General features: G+C 62.3%; 17 protein-coding genes and 2 pseudogenes. 9 read left to right on the top strand and 10 right to left on the bottom strand.

Annotated features, from left to right (window positions below):
- The first annotated feature begins 5 nt into the window (after nucleotides 1-5).
- The 3 genes and pseudogenes from BEN49_RS07220 to BEN49_RS30850 form a co-directional block, all read left to right on the top strand.
- Nucleotides 6-791 (top strand): IS5 family transposase, encoded by a 786-nt coding sequence (locus tag BEN49_RS07220; RefSeq protein WP_070742379.1) that lies wholly within the window; start codon nucleotides 6-8, stop codon nucleotides 789-791.
- A 497-nt stretch (nucleotides 792-1,288) separates the two neighbouring features.
- On the top strand, nucleotides 1,289-1,828 hold the full coding sequence (locus BEN49_RS07225; protein WP_070742380.1) for a hypothetical protein: 540 nt from the start codon (nucleotides 1,289-1,291) through the stop codon (nucleotides 1,826-1,828).
- Nucleotides 1,829-1,989: 161 nt separating this feature from the next.
- A pseudogene (locus BEN49_RS30850) lies at nucleotides 1,990-2,091 on the top strand (hypothetical protein); the annotation flags it as partial.
- A gap of 333 nt (nucleotides 2,092-2,424) precedes the next feature.
- Here BEN49_RS30850 and BEN49_RS29365 read toward each other — a convergent pair.
- The gene (locus BEN49_RS29365; RefSeq protein ID WP_239691855.1) at nucleotides 2,425-2,817 is read right to left on the bottom strand and encodes an NAD(P)-dependent oxidoreductase; all 393 of its coding nucleotides are present in this window, start codon (nucleotides 2,815-2,817) and stop codon (nucleotides 2,425-2,427) included.
- 102 nt (nucleotides 2,818-2,919) lie between these two features.
- Nucleotides 2,920-3,348 carry an Rrf2 family transcriptional regulator gene (locus BEN49_RS07240; RefSeq protein WP_070742383.1) on the bottom strand — a complete coding sequence of 143 codons (429 nt, stop codon included), beginning with the start codon at nucleotides 3,346-3,348 and terminating at the stop codon, nucleotides 2,920-2,922.
- Nucleotides 3,349-4,150: 802 nt separating this feature from the next.
- Between BEN49_RS07240 and BEN49_RS07245 the strand changes: the two genes are divergently transcribed.
- Together BEN49_RS07245 and BEN49_RS07250 are read left to right on the top strand one after the other, a co-directional pair.
- Nucleotides 4,151-4,987: an AraC family transcriptional regulator gene (locus BEN49_RS07245; RefSeq protein WP_070742384.1), complete on the top strand. Its 837-nt coding sequence runs from the start codon at nucleotides 4,151-4,153 to the stop codon at nucleotides 4,985-4,987.
- Between the two features lie 90 nt (nucleotides 4,988-5,077).
- A complete protein-coding gene (locus BEN49_RS07250; protein WP_317040407.1) occupies nucleotides 5,078-5,824 on the top strand; it encodes an SDR family oxidoreductase in 747 nt (248 codons plus the stop codon).
- Between the two features lie 103 nt (nucleotides 5,825-5,927).
- Here BEN49_RS07250 and BEN49_RS07255 read toward each other — a convergent pair whose 3' ends face one another.
- The 3 genes and pseudogenes from BEN49_RS07255 to BEN49_RS30855 form a co-directional block, all read right to left on the bottom strand.
- Complete coding sequence (locus BEN49_RS07255; protein WP_070742386.1) at nucleotides 5,928-6,152, bottom strand: xanthine dehydrogenase family protein molybdopterin-binding subunit; 225 nt, start codon at nucleotides 6,150-6,152, stop codon at nucleotides 5,928-5,930.
- Between the two features lie 78 nt (nucleotides 6,153-6,230).
- Nucleotides 6,231-6,458 carry a helix-turn-helix domain-containing protein gene (locus BEN49_RS07260; RefSeq protein ID WP_369073210.1) on the bottom strand — a complete coding sequence of 76 codons (228 nt, stop codon included), beginning with the start codon at nucleotides 6,456-6,458 and terminating at the stop codon, nucleotides 6,231-6,233.
- 6 nt (nucleotides 6,459-6,464) lie between these two features.
- Nucleotides 6,465-6,670: pseudogene (locus tag BEN49_RS30855) on the bottom strand (recombinase family protein); the annotation flags it as partial.
- 128 nt (nucleotides 6,671-6,798) lie between these two features.
- On the opposite strand from BEN49_RS30855, the gene BEN49_RS07265 reads away from it, so the two are divergent.
- Nucleotides 6,799-7,347, top strand: coding sequence for a Riean_0653 family protein (locus tag BEN49_RS07265; RefSeq protein WP_070742388.1), 549 nt, complete (start codon nucleotides 6,799-6,801; stop codon nucleotides 7,345-7,347).
- Nucleotides 7,348-8,079: 732 nt separating this feature from the next.
- On the top strand, nucleotides 8,080-8,739 hold the full coding sequence (locus BEN49_RS07270) for a hypothetical protein (RefSeq protein ID WP_070742389.1): 660 nt from the start codon (nucleotides 8,080-8,082) through the stop codon (nucleotides 8,737-8,739).
- A gap of 80 nt (nucleotides 8,740-8,819) precedes the next feature.
- Here BEN49_RS07270 and BEN49_RS07275 read toward each other — a convergent pair whose 3' ends face one another.
- The 3 genes from BEN49_RS07275 to BEN49_RS07285 form a co-directional block, all read right to left on the bottom strand.
- Nucleotides 8,820-9,299, bottom strand: a complete 480-nt coding sequence (locus tag BEN49_RS07275) for a transposase (RefSeq protein WP_070742390.1) — start codon at nucleotides 9,297-9,299, stop codon at nucleotides 8,820-8,822.
- Between the two features lie 8 nt (nucleotides 9,300-9,307).
- Complete coding sequence (locus BEN49_RS07280; protein WP_158022781.1) at nucleotides 9,308-9,799, bottom strand: IS110 family transposase; 492 nt, start codon at nucleotides 9,797-9,799, stop codon at nucleotides 9,308-9,310.
- 413 nt (nucleotides 9,800-10,212) lie between these two features.
- Nucleotides 10,213-11,796, bottom strand: a complete 1,584-nt coding sequence (locus BEN49_RS07285) for an OmpA family protein (protein ID WP_070742392.1) — start codon at nucleotides 11,794-11,796, stop codon at nucleotides 10,213-10,215.
- A gap of 183 nt (nucleotides 11,797-11,979) precedes the next feature.
- Here BEN49_RS07285 and BEN49_RS07290 point away from each other — a divergent pair, with 183 nt between their 5' ends.
- A complete protein-coding gene (locus BEN49_RS07290; RefSeq protein WP_070742393.1) occupies nucleotides 11,980-13,230 on the top strand; it encodes a hypothetical protein in 1,251 nt (416 codons plus the stop codon).
- Nucleotides 13,231-13,463: 233 nt separating this feature from the next.
- Here BEN49_RS07290 and BEN49_RS07295 read toward each other — a convergent pair whose 3' ends face one another.
- Nucleotides 13,464-14,438: a YsnF/AvaK domain-containing protein gene (locus BEN49_RS07295; RefSeq protein ID WP_070742394.1), complete on the bottom strand. Its 975-nt coding sequence runs from the start codon at nucleotides 14,436-14,438 to the stop codon at nucleotides 13,464-13,466.
- Between the two features lie 53 nt (nucleotides 14,439-14,491).
- The gene (locus BEN49_RS07300) at nucleotides 14,492-14,902 is read right to left on the bottom strand and encodes a YsnF/AvaK domain-containing protein (RefSeq protein WP_070742395.1); all 411 of its coding nucleotides are present in this window, start codon (nucleotides 14,900-14,902) and stop codon (nucleotides 14,492-14,494) included.
- Between the two features lie 445 nt (nucleotides 14,903-15,347).
- Between BEN49_RS07300 and BEN49_RS07305 the strand changes: the two genes are divergently transcribed.
- Nucleotides 15,348-16,316 (top strand): DUF389 domain-containing protein, encoded by a 969-nt coding sequence (locus tag BEN49_RS07305; protein ID WP_070742396.1) that lies wholly within the window; start codon nucleotides 15,348-15,350, stop codon nucleotides 16,314-16,316.
- Nucleotides 16,317-16,425 lie beyond the last annotated feature (109 nt).

The following is a 16,425-nucleotide window of genomic DNA, read 5'->3' on the forward strand; positions in this document are numbered from 1 at the left end:
GGGGTATGGCTTACCCCAGCGATGTAAAAGACGACGAATGGACCTTCGTGGCCCCGTACCTGTGCTTGATGCGCGAGGACGCGCCGCAACGCGACTACGCCTTGCGCGACGTATTCAACGCCTTGCGCTACCTGGCCCACACGGGCTGCCCGTGGCGCTACCTGCCCGGCGACCTGCCGCCCTGGGCGACGGTCTATCAGCAGTGGACGCGCTGGCGAGATGCCCGCATATTCGAGTCTATTGTGCACGATTTGAACGAGTTGCAGCGGGTACTGCTCGGCCGGGCGGCCACGCCCTCGGTCGTGGTACTCGACGGGCGCACGTTGCAAAGTACGCCCGAGAGCGGGCAGCGGGCGGGCTGGGACGGGGCCAAGCGGCGCAAGGGCAGCAAGGCGCACATCGCCGTCGATACGCTGGGCCAGCTGCTGAGCGTGGTCATCACGCCGGCCAATGAGCAGGAGCGGGCGCAGGTCGGCGAGTTGTGCCGGCAGGTGCAGGAAATCACGGGCCAGACGGTGACCGTAGGCTTTGTCGACCAAGGCTACACGGGCGAGGAGGCCGAGTACGCCGCAGCTGTGCACGACATTGACCTGCAAGTGGTTAAGAAGCCCGAAGGCCAAACCGGCTTTGTCCTCTTGCCCAAGCGCTGGGTCGTCGAGCGCAGCTTTGCCTGGCTCAGTCGCTTTCGGCGGCTGGGCCGCGACTACGAGCGACTCAGCGTCAGCTTGCAGCAACTCCATTTCGTCGTCTTCGCCTGCATCATGCTCGCCCGACACGCCGCAAGTTCATAACAGGCTCTAGCGGGCATTGCGCTGCAGTGCTCCAATTAGGTTAGACTGCCTCGTCCGGCCATGGCTATACAGGTGGAATAAATAATCCGGCCTGCGCTTTACGGGTCGGGCTGGCAATCTGAATTGGACTTTACAGGCAGGTAAAGTGGGCAGTATAGGTAGCGACTTGCGAGCCGCCAGGGCCTGCTGCAGGGCGGCGAGTGTACCGCGCACCGACGGGTCCGGGTGCAGGTAGGCCCCCAAAATTTTGTGGGAATACAGGTCGGGCTGCTTACTGCTCGGGCGTGGGGCTCTACTTGGTCGACCGCATGGTCGGGAATGCCGGCGGGCGCATCAAAATGCAGAGCCAAACAGGCTAAATAGACGTCGGCGCCACCTTTACGGCGTGGTTTCCACGCTCATGATACGTACGGCAGCAGTTTGGGAGCTGTCCACCACCTGTGCGAATAGCAGAGCCGCAATGTACATTCGTGCACCCGCTCACCGCCCAATCGTTTATGTCCCACCCCTACCTGGCCTTTGAGGCGTCGTCTGAAGTCAACGGGGCCACGATTCAACTGGTGCTCGCGGCTTGCCTAGTGCCCCACATCGGCACGCAGCTCTTGACCAAGCATGGGTTACCCGCCCAGCCGCAAGCCGAGGAGTGGTACCCGCTGCAGGCGTGGTTGGACGTGCTAGCCGACCTGGAGCAGCGCACGTGGGAAGACACGATCTATGCCGCTGGCCTGCGTGCCATTGACCTGTGCGTCTGGCCGCCCAACCTGCACACCTTGTCGGACGCCTTGGCGGCCTTGGAACAGGCGTGCCGGGCCAACATCCGGGGGCAAAACATCGGGTACTACCAGGTAGATGAACTGGGTCCCCACGAAGCGCGGGTACGCTGCCTCACCCCGACCCCGGCCGAGTTCGAGCGGGGGATTCTCACCGGCTTGGCGCGCCGGTACCAGCCCGCCCGCGGCCTGCGCGTCCGCGTGGAGCCCGAACCAACCCCACCCAACGCCCCCCGCCTACTAAAATGGTTTCGGGTAAGCTGGTAGCCCGGGCCTCGTTACGACTGGTGTCCCCTTGGGCAAAGGGAGGCGGTACTAGAGCGGTTCGCGGGTCAGCACACAGGGGTTTGAGTAAATTAGGCGCATTAAAAGCATACTGAGGTGGTCTAGTTAGGCCGGACAGAAGCAGGACGTATATTCCTGCTGTCATGACTGCAAAAAAGAGCAAGACCGCGCCAGATAAGCGGCGTAAGTACGATGATGCGTTCAAAGCAGCGGCCCTGCGCCTGGCCAGTGAAAGCCGCCGCACGCAGGCCGCCGCGCAGCAGTTGGGCAGCAGCCCCAAACTGCTTTATCGCTGGCAGCAGGCGCAGGTAGTGGCCGAAGTGGGCAGCGTAGGGGTAGCCCGCGACCCGGAAGTGCGGCTTTTCTACTTCGTCGAGCACGGCCACGGCCAAGTCCTGCACCGAGAGGAAGCTGCGGCCGGCGGCGTCGAACACCGGGCTTTCGGTGCCGAGGCGGTACTGACCGGTGCGGCCTGTGGCGATGCCGGGGTGCATCTCGATGGCCGGGCTGACAAAAGTCCAGTCCAGCTGCGCGTTCTGCCGCAGCTCGTTCAAGTAGTCGCGGGCGGCGCTCGCCCCCTACCGGTACTCAGCCGGAAACTGCGGCCCGTCCACCAGTTGGTGGCCATCGATGAAAAGGCTGCCAGCCCCGCCAATTACTACCAGGCGCGGCACGCTGGCCTGCGCGGTGGCTTGCTCAATGGCGCGGGAGCCGGCCAGAAAGTCTTGGTACAGGTTGGGGTTGCTCCAGCCCGCGTTGTAGGCGCTCAGCACCAGGTCGTGGCCAGCCAGCTGCTGGGTTAGTTGCGTGGGCTGGTTCGCGTCACCCGTCACCAAGGTCAGCAGGTCATTGGTAGTAGTGAGTTTGGCTGGGTCGCGCACGACGGCCGTGACGTGGTGGCCCCGCGTGAGGGCTTCGGTCAAGAGAGCGGTGCCAACAAAGCCAGTGGCACCTAAAAGAATAATTTTCATGAGTTTGAGCAGTAGTAAAATGAGGGAACCGCCTAGCGGCAGGCCAAAGGTAGAGACAAATTTTTTATTGTAACCAAAGTCGTTACAATAGATGACAAAAAATCAGCCGACCGGTTCGCGTACGCTTGCCACCACTTGCGCCAGCGTGGTCGCGGCCAGCTCCCGCTCCAGCGCGGCCTGGGCACGCGCCAACGTGCCGTCGAGCGCGGCTTGGATGTGGCGGCCCATCGCGCAGTGCGGGTTGGGGTGCTCGTGCACGCTGAACAGCGCCCCCTCCACCACGTCCACGGCTCGGTACACGTCGAGTAGCGTGAGGGTGGCCGGGTCGCGGCGCAGGTACGTGCCGCCGGCCGCCGCCCGCACTTCCACCAGGCCCGCTTTCTTGAGCTGCCCCAGGATGCGGCGAATGACCACCGGGTTGGTGTTGACGCTGCCGGCCAAGCGGTCCGAGGTCAGCAACTCGCCGGCCGGGTTGTCGGCCAGCAAAGTCAGCACGTGCACGGCCACGGAAAATCGACTGCTTATCTGCATAGGACTTATACGTGGGGCTGGGGCAGGTCAATCAGTAACTAAGCCTGGAGACTCTCCGGAAACGTTTAGCGCGCTTAAAGTGGAAGTCCCCAACTAAAAATGAGGGTAGGGCAAGGTAGCATCCAACCAAGCAAAAGCGTCTCTGGTGCTTCTACAGCTATGTTTTACTTTTGGTACGCTCTGCTATTTTTTGAAACAACCCCCTACCAAGTACACACCTTAGCCGGGGTTGGATAGTTCCGGCGGGGCAGTGGCCGGTTAGGCGCGCCTGGGGTCCTTTGAGACTCACTATTAAGCTGTTTGAGGTAGCAGAGGTTGAAAACAGGTCGAATAGTTGCCAAGGTAATCCCCACATTGGCGTGGCACTTATCATCAGCCTCCCCAGGGTCAAACGCTACCGCAAGTAGTTGCAGGCCTCTCCTACGTAAACTACCTATAGCATAGCGTTTTTTCTTAGAACAAGTTTACTTCCCCGCTACTACGAAAAGGCCAACTATTCCCTTTGGGGTCTTAAAATGGCAGAAGACCGTCATTCAGAGCGCAGCGAAGAATCGCACTTGCGGCCGTTGAGTGGGCATTTTAAGAATGTGAGCGAAATTTTTGCTGCGCTCTAAACAATACATTTAACACCCGAGAAGAAAGAGTAAGCGCGTAGCGGCCAGCCGCGCGGGTGGACCGCTAAGCAAAGCAACTTCGGCCTTCTGAGCAAAGTGCCCCGGTTTACGGCTGCCTACTTTTGCATAGTCAACTGGCGCTGCCTGCCCAAGCAGGCAATCCGACAACTAGCCAACCGCCTTTCCCCATGAACATCAAGCAGCTAAACCGCCACGCGGAAATGGTCGTGGTCTGCCACGGCGACCGGCGCTACGGGCGGGAGGTGTCCTTTGAGGACAACGTGCTGGTTGGGGTGCTGGCCGGCGAGCTGAAGGTGGTGCAGGCCGACCGCACCCGCTGCTGCGGCGCAGGCGACGCGCTCCTGCTGCCCCGCAACCAGCCGGCAACGCTGCTGAAGTATCCGAAAGGCGGCGCTGCTTACCAAGCCGTGATGCTGACGCTACCCACGGCCCTGGTGCGGGCGTACTACGCGCAGCAGCCCCCGCTGCCCGCCCCGGCGGCGGCCGGCGGGCTGGTGTTGCTCCCAAAAAGCCCACTCCTGCAAAGTCTCTTCGCCTCACTGCTGCCCTACCTGGAGTTGGAACACCGCCTGCCCGCCACGCTCCTCGCTGGGAAAGTAACGGAGGCCATCGAGGTACTGCGTAGCCTCGACCAGCGGAGCGACGGGGTGCTGGCCGACTTCGCCGAGCCGGGAAAAGTCAACTTGGTCGAGTTTATGGAGGCGAACTATATGTTCAATCTCCCCCTGACCAGGTTCAGCTACCTGACCGGCCGCAGCCTGACCACGTTTAAGCGCGACTTTAAAAAAGCCTTTCTCCTGAGCCCCCAACGCTGGCTCACGCAGCAAAGGCTGAAGCTGGCCCACTACCAGCTAACGGAAAAAAGGCGCAAGCCTGTGGAGCTGTACTTGGAGGTCGGCTTTGAGAACCTGGCGCATTTTTCTGTTGCCTTCAAAAAGCAGTTCGGCTACCCCCCAACCACCCTGGTCGGGCAGAGGCCCGGCCCCCGGCTGGCCGCTGGCTAGGCCAGCCGGAGGCCGCCAACTTTAAAAGATACACCGAGCTACCCGGCCGGAAGAGTTCCAACGGGTCTTTTTTATTCCTAAACTCACTTGATGCAACAGATGAAATCAGCCTTAGTAACCGGCGCAAACAAGGGCATTGGCCTGGAAGTCGCCAAACTACTCGCCCAACAGGGGTTTTTCGTGTACCTCGGCAGCCGTAACCTAGAAAATGGGGAGGCCGCTGTCCAACAGCTCACTGCTACTGGGCTTACTACCCTCGAAGCCGTGCAATTAGATGTCACCAATCCGGATTCCATCCGCGCGGCACGAGCGGCGATTGGCGCAAAGACGCCGGTTCTGGATGTATTGGTCAACAACGCCGGCATTTCGGGCGGGCTACCCCAGCCGGCCCTGCACGCCACGCTGGAACAGTTCCGTGCCGTGTTTGAAACCAACGTATTCGGCGTGGCCGGGGTCACGCAGGCGTTCCTCGACCTGCTGTCAACCTCACCGCAGCCGCGCATCGTCAACGTGAGCACCGCGATGGCGTCCCTGGCGCTGTCCGCCGAACTCTATAGCGATACGTTCGCCTTCCGGCCTTCCGTGTACCAGTCGTCGAAAGCAGCCCTGAACATGTACACCATTGACCTGGCCTACGAACTCCGCGATACCGCTTTCAAGGTCAACGCCGTGTGCCCCGGCTACACCAAAACCGACTTCACGGGCCATCAGGGCACCAGCACGGTGGAGGAGGCCGGGCAGCGCATCGTGAAATACGCGCTGCTGGACGCGGACGGACCTACCGGTCAGTTTGTCAGCGAAGAGTACTTTCCCGCGCCGGCCACCTGCCCGTGGTAAGTCCCCGTTTTGGCTTTACCGAACAGGCTCGTTCCGGCGCATGGTGCCAACGCCAAATGAGCGCTACCAGTAGATTGCGGGCTGTTTTCCGGTAGCTCCTAAGCTAGCCCGCCAGCACCTTGTCGGACGTGATGGGCAGGCTGCGCAGGCGCAGGCCGGTGGCGTGAAACACGGCGTTGGTGATGGCGGCCGTGCCCACGTCGCCCATTTCGCTCAGGCCCCGCGCGCCCAGCTCGCTGATGCAGGGGTCGGGGGTGAGTAGCTCCAAGTGAATATCGGGCGCGTCGGCGCAGGTGGGCACCAGGTATTCGCCCAGGTTGCCGTTCACGGCGCGGCCGGTGCGCGGGTCGAAGCGGGGGTTCTTGTTACAACGGCGCGTAAAACTACGCTAAGCCCCAGTTGACGTCTAACTGCCACCTGTGGGGATGCCCAGGTGCCCGAGATAACGGTAAATCGTGGCGCGGCCTACGCCGAGCAACTTGCCGATTTCGGCCACAGTTTTGTCTTGCAGGTAGAGCGTTTTGGCGGCTTGTGCTTTTGAGAGCGCCGCCTTCGACAGGCACTTGGGCTGGCCGGACTGGCGGCCCCGCGCCCGCGCCGCCGCCAGTCCCGCGTGGGTACGCTCGCGAATCAATTCCCGCTCAAATTCGGCCAGCGAGGCAAACAGGTTAAACACGAGCCGGCCCTGGGCCGTGGTCGTATCCAGGTGGTCGTGAAGGCTCACGAAATGAACCCCTTTTTTTGAAAGCCCGTCACCAGCGTCACGAGGTCTTTGAGTGAGCGGCCGAGGCGGTTGAGTTTCCAGACTACCAGGGTATCGCCGGCGCGCAGGCGGGTTAGCAGCAACTGCAGCTGCAGCTGATCTTTAGAAGAGGACCCTTTTCCTGAATGAACTGTACGTCCTTCCGCGAACCTGCCGTGCGCAGGCTTCGCGCACTACCCCCCGTTTCCTTCCCCCCCCAACCTCTACCGCCATGCCCCTGAATAGCCGCATCACTGCCCTGCTGCTGGCCACCCTACTGGGCCTGAGCCAGTGCAAGAAGAACGAGCCCGCCCCGGTAGACCAATTGCCCTCAGCTACCCAGACCGGGGCCAACACCTTCGGCTGCCTACTCAACGGCCAGCCCTGGACGCCGAAAGGCTACTATAGTCGACCAAATTTTATCGTCACGTACGACCCGGGCTACGATGGCGGTAGTTTGCAGGTGCGCACCTATCGCTATCCAGATGACTCGTCGCCTGGGCAGTACATCATCTTCGGCGGTGGGCAGATTGCAAAGCCGGGTGCCTATCCTTTCGTACTGAAGGGTAATCGCGAAGCCTTTTTCGTTGACCTCGGCCAACAGACCCTGTGCAAAGAGTTTGAAGAGGCTCCGGCCTTGACCTACCGCGCGGGCACCTTGACGGTCACCCGGCTGGACCTGAACGCGGGCATCATCGCGGGCACGTTCGCCTTTACCCTCTACAAACCGGGCTGCGATACCATCAAAGTCACGCAAGGGCGCTTCGACAAGAAACTTTAATTCTCCACTCCGTGAACGGCAGAAATCAGCCCGGCACCTGGTGGCCAGCTGGCCTCAATAGGGCTGGGGGAGTTTAAGAAACTCGTCTACGATTCAAAGTTTACAAAACTCGCCGAAGGGATGAGTTTCGTAAACTCGCCACCAGGTGCTTTCTCGGGCCTGGGCAAACAGGATTTTAGGGGCAGTGGGGAAGCAGAAATAGTCCCTCCCCCGTCTGGGTTCTGTCCCTTAACATAATAAGTGTGGCTGTTGCAAAAGTCCCACCCTCATCCGACAAGCGATGGTAGCCGGTAGCAGGACTTCCCGAAAGCAGCTTTATCATCCATCTGCGCGCTTGAGTTGGCCGCTGACATCATCGTGCAAAGCCCTCGCTTGACTTTTGCAACAGCCACGCGTGTTATAAGCGCACTCTTGGAATCCGTGCCATTTTAGGCTGCCTTTCGGAACGCGGCCGGCGCGGTACTTTGGCGGGGTGGCACTACCACAGGCTATTCGTTCACAGGCCGGTGCACGGCCTTATCTTTAGCAGACTTCCACAATTATTCTGCGATGCGCTCACCGTTTTCCTGTTTTTTAGTGTCTGCGGGAACCGCTCTTCTTTTGGGGCTGATTCCCCGAGCGGTGGTAGGACAAGCGTTGGTGGGGTTTCAGCCAACTACGCTGCACGTGACCAAAGACTTTCCAGGGCCACACGCCCCCTTGGCGGCCGTTTATGGGAAGGTTCTGGACTCGTTGAGCCGGGCTTACGGGGTACCCCTGGACACCCTTCGGTCGTACCAATACACGTTTTCCCTCGAAGGGCGGGTAGAGCATACGCCCAGCGGGCAGTTTCCGGGCCTTTTCCAATACGCTCACACGGCCGTACTCCGCGACGCGGCCGGCCAGCGCGAAGTCTACCGCGTCGAGACCCAGTTCAAAAACCTGGAGGACCTGGTTCAGCACCCGCAGGCCCTGCGCGAGTCCTTCCAGAAGACGTATGCCGACATTTTTCGCTTTCTGGCAGGCGATGGGGCGCCGGCCGGGCCGGCGCCGGAAACGGTACTGCGGCTGGTCCTCGCCCCCTCCCCGCGCTCGGTGGATGGCGCCCGCGTGCAAGCCTTGGTGGCGGACGTCTTTGCCCGCAACCAACGCAAGCTGGGCTACCGCCTCCTGCGCACGGGCGACGCAGCGGCGGGGACCGTGCATACCGTCCGCATCGCACTGGTGACCACTGCGCCCGCGGGCTTAAGCGTCACATGGGCGCTGGACCCAGCGGAGAATACCCAGTTCCACGGGGCACCCATTGCCACAACGTTTGGTGTGACCGCCGCTGACCGGGTACGCGGGGACTATTCCTACTTGATGGCCAAAATGACGGCTTCCCTCACCAAATTGGCCGAGGTAAATTGGTAAAGAAAGCGTTCGTAGAGCACTGGCAAGGCTCGACTTGGTGTTTTTACATGTTGCAAACGTCAACTGTTAAATGAACTGTGTTAAAAAGCAAGCGAGGAAGCTACTTTTTTAGTAAAATCAGCTTGATAGGGTACGCCTGAGATGACGATGGCGTACGCTTGTTCGAGCAGCTTATTGCAAACCGCAACCAGCGCGAGCTTGCCATTCTTGCCTTTCGCTACGAGGCGGTCATAGAGTGCCCGACAAGCCCCGTTTGCTTTGCGGGCAGACCAGCTGCACCTGAATAACTTACTGCGAATCAGTGCCCCATCCATCTTCGCGATGCGCGCTTTGCCGCGCACACGCGTGCCCGAACTGAACTCGCGGGGGCATAGGCCCACCTTGGCAATGAGTTGACGGTAGTTCTCGAAGCTGGTGAAACCGCCAGCGAAGAGTAGCCGGTAAGCCGCTGTCTTGCGGCCGATGCCGGGAATGGAGCAGCGCAGGTGCCTTTCAGGCGGATACCGGGCTTTTACCGTCGTCAATAGCTTCGTTTCAAGTTGCTGCACTTGGTCTTCCAAGCGAAGCATCATCTGGCGCGGGCTGCCGGGCTGACGACGGGCTGCGCTTGCAGGGCTTCCAACGCGTTGTGTACCATTTTTTTCTGCCGAATAAGCAACTCGACGACCTGTTCCACTTGGCGACACTCCACCAGCACCGCTTCCTCGGGTTGCCAGCGCGGGGTGGCTTGTTGCTGGCCGTAGCGCAACAGCCACTGGGCATCCTTGCGGTCGGACTTGCCCTTGTCCAGGTGCATCTGAATGAAGCGCTTGACGACGAGTGGATTGAGCACGGCTACCTGGGCACCCGCGGCGACCAGGTGGTAGGCCACGGCCAGGTAGTAGGGGCCAGTGTCTTCGAGCACGTACAGGCTCGCCGCCCCGCCGCAGCGCACCAGTTGCCGAAACCCTGCTGGGGTATTGGCCACTTCCAAGTGCTGCAGGTGCGCCCCGACTTGGTGGCACACGGCTACGGTGGCTTTGCTAACATCTATTCCGACAACTGGTTGCGTGGTAGTCATAGACCAAAGGGAAAAGATGGAATACTTTTCTCGTGCGTTCCACAGCATGCTTTTTCAATCCTAATACAGGCTCTAGTGGCCTAACGGAACTGTCCAAAGTGGCCGTAGAACAGGAAGGGATGCTCATTTATCACGGGCTCGGACGCCCACCGTTATAAGGAATCTTATTCCTTCCTGTCGCAACGAAAACCCAAGTTTAAGCTTCCGCTCAAACATAGGACGTTATAAGCTCCGCTTGTACGTGTTGCAGTTCACCATAGCTATTGCAGAACTCAAGCCTAGTGTGCGCTCAGCTAAAAAACTGACTCAAAGGAGGTTTCAAATCAGTCAACCGAGTGCTAAAAAGATGGGTACGGAGCCCTGACTGCCAACATCGTAAACAGCACTGCTCGGGACAGCCCGGCACCCGCCGGCTACTTTTTGGTGAGCAGCAGGTGCACGCGGCGGTTCTGGGCGCGTCCCTGCGGCGTGTCGTTGCTGGCCAGCGGCTGCGCTTGGCCATACCCCTGCGCCGTTACCCGGACGAGCGCTACCCCCTGGGCCACTATTGCATTGCGCACAGCGTTGGCGCGGTTGGCACTCAGGAACACGCTGGCTTCGGGTGGCCCCTGGTTGTCAGTGAAGCCCGCTACCTTGAGCCGGGCGCGGGGAAAGGCCTTAAGCACGGCCCCTAGGTTCGTAAGCTGCGCCCGGGCAGTGGCCGGGAGCCTGGCCGTACCCGCCGCAAAATTCACTTGGTCGAGGCGGATACCGGCTTGCGCGTCGCCGGGCTGCGCCTTGGGACTGCCCGTGAGCAAATAAAATAACCGGGCTTCCGCCGTATTCTCCCCCACGCGCAACTGGTCCCCGGTGGGCAGTTGCACCACCACGGGCCGCCCGGGGCTGTAGCGGTAGGTGTCGCTGGCGGCCTCGTAGCGGTCGGTCGCGGGCACGCCCCCGCGGGGAGTCGGCACAGTCGCCGCCGAGGCCACCGGAGCCGGGTCAGTTTGCGCGAATTCTGCCCACCCAACGTACCCCAGCCCAGCCCCCGCCAGGGCCAGTACTGCGAGCAGCCAGGGCCAGCGCCGGGACGGGCGAGCGGCGGACCGGGCTACCGGGCGCACCAGCGCGGGGCGACTGCCCAAGCGATTTTCGGCGGCGATGGGCCGGCCAGCGGGGACTTCTTCCCGGTAGGGGTTGGTGATGGGCTGACCCGTACTGCTAGCCGCGCCTGCTGCGGCCATGGGCTGGCCAGCAAGGTCTTCTTCCAGGTAAGGATCGGCGGTGGGCGCACCCGTACGGCCGGCCACGCCCCCTGCGGCCGTTACCGGGGCCAGGTCAGCGCGGGCGGCACGGGGCGCAGGGGGTAGCCCGGCAGCACGTTCGGTGACGGCGGCGGGGCGGTCAACCGGGTTACTGGCTTGCATCACGACCTTGGCCGTGACGCGCGGCGGGCCGCTCAACAAGTCCAGCAGCGCCCCCCCCACCTCGCCGGGCAGATGGCGCACCGCGTGCCGGATGTCGTCGCGCTGGCTCGCCAGGTAGCTCGCCAGTCCCGCCGCGTCCAGCTTTTGCTGGGCGGCGTGGCGGCCGAGTAGGGCCAGCCCCACGGCCAGCGCGACGTGCAGCAGGTGGCGCCCGGTAGCGGGGCGCACGCCGGCGTGCTGGCTGATGCCGGCCACGGCGGCCGGGTAGTCCCCCCCCAGCATCGGGCGCAGCAGGTCGGAATCCTGGCCAGCGGGCGCCTTCTCCGGCGGGGCCGCGCCGCTGGGCAAGCCCGTCAGCCATTCGTTCAGGTTGCCGAGCAGGCCGGAGCCGTACGCGCGCTGGGCGTGGGCAGCCAACTCGGCCGCCCCGCCGGGCCGCTGCGCGTGCACGAGCAAGTACCCCAGCACCAAGGGCACCGCGCTGCGCAAGCCCGCCCGAACGCCCGGTTCACTTTCGTCAAAAGCCAGGCTGGCTTGGCGGCCGGTACTGCCCAGAAAATAATTTTGCGCAAGCTCAAGCAGAAGGCTCATGAGAAAGGGTAAAACACCGTGCGTCCGCACTTACGCAGCACGGAACGTAACCGCTGAAGTAGCCCATACTTTTCAGCTGCCAACCTACCTAAAGCTTTACTCCTGCTTACCCCACATAACGGGGCGGGGCTTTTGGGCGTAAGGCGAGCGGCGTGCTAGTACGGCTACTCCTGACAATCCCTTATGAATCAGAAAGAATTTGCGACCGTCGTGGAGCAGTACATCTGCCCCGTGCTGGCGGGCGCTACCGTGGTGAAAGTGGTGCACGAGCCCGCCGGAGCCGAGCAGATTACCCTCCAGGGCAAAGGCCAGACGATGCGTATCAGCCCCACCGAAACGGCGGCGTACCAAGTGGAAATAAAAAGGAGCCAGGTGTTCAACCCCGACGATGCCCGGCTGGCGGAAGCAGTTATCACTGAAATCGTCGCCAACTACAACAAAACGACCTTGCCGTACCGCACGCGGGTCATCAAGTACGCCATTGAGGTGGGCGTGTGCAAGTTCCTGGCCCCGGCCAGCACCGCCATGCTCATCGACATTCTCGATGGGTTCGAGTCGTGGTCTATGCGCACCTACGAGGGCCGCCGGCCCACGTTCAGCATTGTCGTCGATTTCAACAACAAGCAGGAAGTTGATGCCACCCACCCGGCCATTGGGCAGGTGCTGGCCACCGATTTTTCGGCCCTGCTCTCCAATAGCGTGGAGAGCGGGCTGGTACTCTCCGCGTCGGGCGCCTTGGTGGATTACGTCAATTTCAGCACCGACGCCGTCGTCGACAACAATTTTGCACCGTGGCGCTTCGTGTCGTTTTCCAACTACGCTGACAATAACCGGGTATGCTTCACCCGCACCGACAATAGCCAGGTACTGATATTCAAGCACCAGAAGCTATTCTTCTCCAAGATGAACAATAGTTGGAATTACTACAACCACGGCTCGACCATTGCGGCCCTGGCCGGGGGGTCGCTGGAGGTTCGCAAGGCGGTGTACGAGACCATTCTGGACGTGTCGTTTTCCCGTACGGGCGGGTGCATCGCGGTGGTACGGCTGGCCGACGTGGCCCGGCTTGTCGTGGAAGACGGCCGCGGCGTGCAAAGCGTCATCAAGCGCGATGACCTGCTGGCGAGCCCTACCTCCCTCAAAAGCCAGACGCTGAGCAGCCTGATTCGGGGCCGTCCCTTTCAGGACCTGGACCGCATCGCCCGCAAGGAAATGGTGGGCATCGACGGGGCCACCATCATCACCTACGAGGGCGAAGTGCTGGCCGTCGGGGCCATCATCAAAATCGATGGCGGCAGCACGGGCGGCGGGCGGCGGGCCGCTACCAAAACGCTGGCCGCCTTCGGCACGGCCATCAAAGTATCGGCCGACGGCATGGTGCAGGCCTTCGTGCGCGGCGACGAGGAGCAGCCCGAAAGCGTGTCTGAGTTTTAGGCCGCCGCTCTTGCTGGCAAGCTGTCCGCCCGGCTTGCTGGCCAGAGCCGCGCCTTACCTGCCAGCAATCGAAGAAGCCCTGCTACTAGCGCAACGGGGCTTTTTTGGCACCTAGGGGCTACTTACTGCTTCGGGCTGACCAGGCTAGTCGAACGCTGTGCATCTGCGCTGCTCAGTTATAAAAAAAAGGCAGCCGGAATTCCGACTGCCTTTTTTTTATAACTACCTGACGACTAATAATCCGTCTTCTTTGGCGTGATGGTGTTCGTGGTCGTGCCGGGAATCTGCTCCACGTCTACTTCGGTGTTGCGCACCGTGTCGCGGACGATTTCCTCCCGCTCGGTCACCTGCTTGCCCAGGCTCACTTCCTCTACTACGTGGGCTTCTTTGCTCACAACCGCGCGCTCGGCCGACTCCGTCAGTTCGACTTGGCCTTCCTTGAAAGCGGTGAAATCGGCTTCCGTGGCGGGGCGGTTGACGGGGGTGCGGTTTACTACTACGCGCTCTTCGCGCAGGCGCACGCTGGCCTCCACGGGCTTTTCTACGATGCGCGAGCGCAGGCGTACCCCACCGGTTTGCTCTACCCGCTTGCCTACCTGGAGCGTTTCTTCAATCACTTCGGCCTTCAAGCCGTCGGTGCTTTGGTTCGTGGGCGTGGTGCCCGCGAGGCTATTGGCCTGGCCCTGGTAGCCGGTAGCGGCGGCGCGCTCGTCTACGTTCACGGCGCCGGCCGCGTCGAGGATGTCCGCGGCCTGGTGGGCGTGCGCGGGCGTGCTGCAATGCACCGTCACAATGGAGCCGGCCTGGCGGGCGACGTGGCTGTAGCGCTGGGTGGTGTCGTCGTCGCCCCCAAACAGGTTGCTGAAGAAGCCCGCGATGCCATCGCCGGTGCGGCCGGCCGCATCGGCCACGCCTTCGACGGCCGTGCCGCTGGTGTTGCGGTAGTCCGAAGCGTCGCGGTCGGGGCGGGCGGCGTTGCTCAGGGCGTTGCCCGCCTGGTCGGCGGTGCGGCCGGCGGCGTCGGCGGCACCTTCCACGGCCGTGCCGCTGGTGTTTTGGTAATCCGAATTACCGGCAGCACCGGTGTCCCCGCCGGAGCGGGCATTGGACACGTCCACGGATTCCAAGCCGAAGCCGGCGGTGGCGAGTTGTTGGGCGGCTTGCTGCGCTTCGGCAGCGGTATCGAACATTCCTACGACGGTTTGCATCTGGTTTAAGCGAAAGAAAGTGAAAGAGGGGGATTGGAACACTTCGGCAGCCGCTAGGGCTGGAAAGTCGGGGGAGTGGCCGGGCTGGCCGCCCCGGCGGGGGGCAAGCGCTCGACCTGCACTTGCTCGTGGCGCAGCACCACGCGCTGCACTTCGGTGGTGGTGTGCTGCTGCCGGGTCACGCGCAACTCTTCGACCAGCAGCAAGCGCTTGACGAGTACTTCGCGCAGCACGGGAATGATCAGTACGTCGCCCTCGTGGCGGGGTTCGGGGGCCAGGGCCTCGTCGGGCAGGTACCGGTTGATGGCGACCCGCTCGACCTGCACTTGGTCGTGGCGCAGGTCGAGGGGCACGAGTTCTTCTTTTTCCTGCACCGTCTTGGTGAGGCGCACCCGGCCGGTTTCCACCAATTCGCGGGTAACGGTCGCCGTTTCGACCAGTACGGGAATGACCAGCTCGGGCACGGCTAACTCCTCAGCAGATCGGGTAAGCGCAGACCTAGGTTCGGGCGGTGTATTCATGGCCGGCCTAGTACGCCGCCGGCCGGCTGGGGTTCTGGAGCAACGCCCAAATAATCGCCACTACCAACCAGCTGATGGGACGGCAAGCTCACAACATTAATCCGCACAATGACTTAACAACAAGAACGATATCCTTGTAAAACCACCACAAATCTCCGCTGGCAGGCAGCTGAAAATAAAACTAATTCAAGAAAAATATTCGCTTTAAATACGAAATGGCCTCTGCGTAAGCCCTTGTGACCCAACATAAGCCCCCTGGCCTCGTATGGGGCTGCGCGGCTGCTTCCGCCGTTGTTCATCTTGCAAGGGAAAGCCCGCTGGCCCTGCTGGCAAGCTTTTCAGCTGGCCGGCGGCCCCGGCGCAGCCGGCCCCGGTAGACCTAAGTTTTATGCACCGCACGTTTGAAATCACGGTACCCGCCACCGCTACCGATGCCCTTTGCCCGCGCCTGGCGGAACTGCCCGAAGTCATCGGCTTGACGCTGGCGCGGGGCGCGTCGCAAAAGCCGCCCGGCGACGTGCTCACCGTGCACGTGCTCAACCGGGGGGGCGACGAAGTGCTGCGCCGCGTGCGGGCCGCCGTGCCCGGCGAGGCGCTGAGCATCGTTACCAGCGAGGTGGCCAGCTTCATCGTGCCCGCCCACCACGAAGCCATCGACAACGACCGCGACGAGGCCATCTGGGAAGAGATGGAAAGCGGCCTGCGCCACCAGGGCCGCGTCGGCGTCAATTACCTGCTGCTGATGGCCCTGGGCGGCCTTATTTGTGCGGTGGGCCTGGTGGCCGAACCCGTGCCGCAGGCCGTGGCCTTTACGGCCGCGGCTATCATCGCCCCCGGCTTTGACCCGCTGGCCAAAGTGCCGCTCGCGCTGGTGCTGCGCCGCGGGCCGCTGCTCTGGCGCGGGCTGCGCTCGGCGCTGGCTGGCTATGCCGTGCTGGTGCTGGCGGCCGGCCTCACGTTTTACGGGCTGGTAGCGGCCGGCGAAACCACCGCCGCCGCGCTGGCGGCCAACGGCGAGGTGCAGCACCTGCGCCACCCCGGCCCGATGGAGCTGCTGGTGTCCGGCGCGGGGGCCGTGGCCGGCGTGCTGATGCTGGCGGCCTTCCGGCGCAGCTTCCAGGCCGGGCCACTCATCGCCCCAGGCCCTCATTCCGTCCGCGGCGCTGGTGGGCGCAGCGCTGGCGGTGGGCCGGCCGGCGCTGGCCGCCGCCGGGCTGGGCCGTTTCGTCCTCGACTGGCTGTTCGTGCTCGGCGCAGGCCTGCTGGTGTTCGGCCTCAAGCAGGCGCGGGTGCATCAGCGGCAGCCCATCACGTAGCCGTAGGGGCAGCGCGGACAAGTGATTTAGCTGAATTATAAGGCTCGACACCCGACGATTGACGTTGCCCTTATACGGTAGAGGTTATGCCAGAAAATAATAACCTTCCCAAAATCAGGGCGTAAGCGCATTCTCTTTGCGTTCATCAGA

It is taken from the genome of Hymenobacter coccineus, from assembly GCF_001816125.1.
GTDB lineage: Bacteria > Bacteroidota > Bacteroidia > Cytophagales > Hymenobacteraceae > Hymenobacter > Hymenobacter coccineus.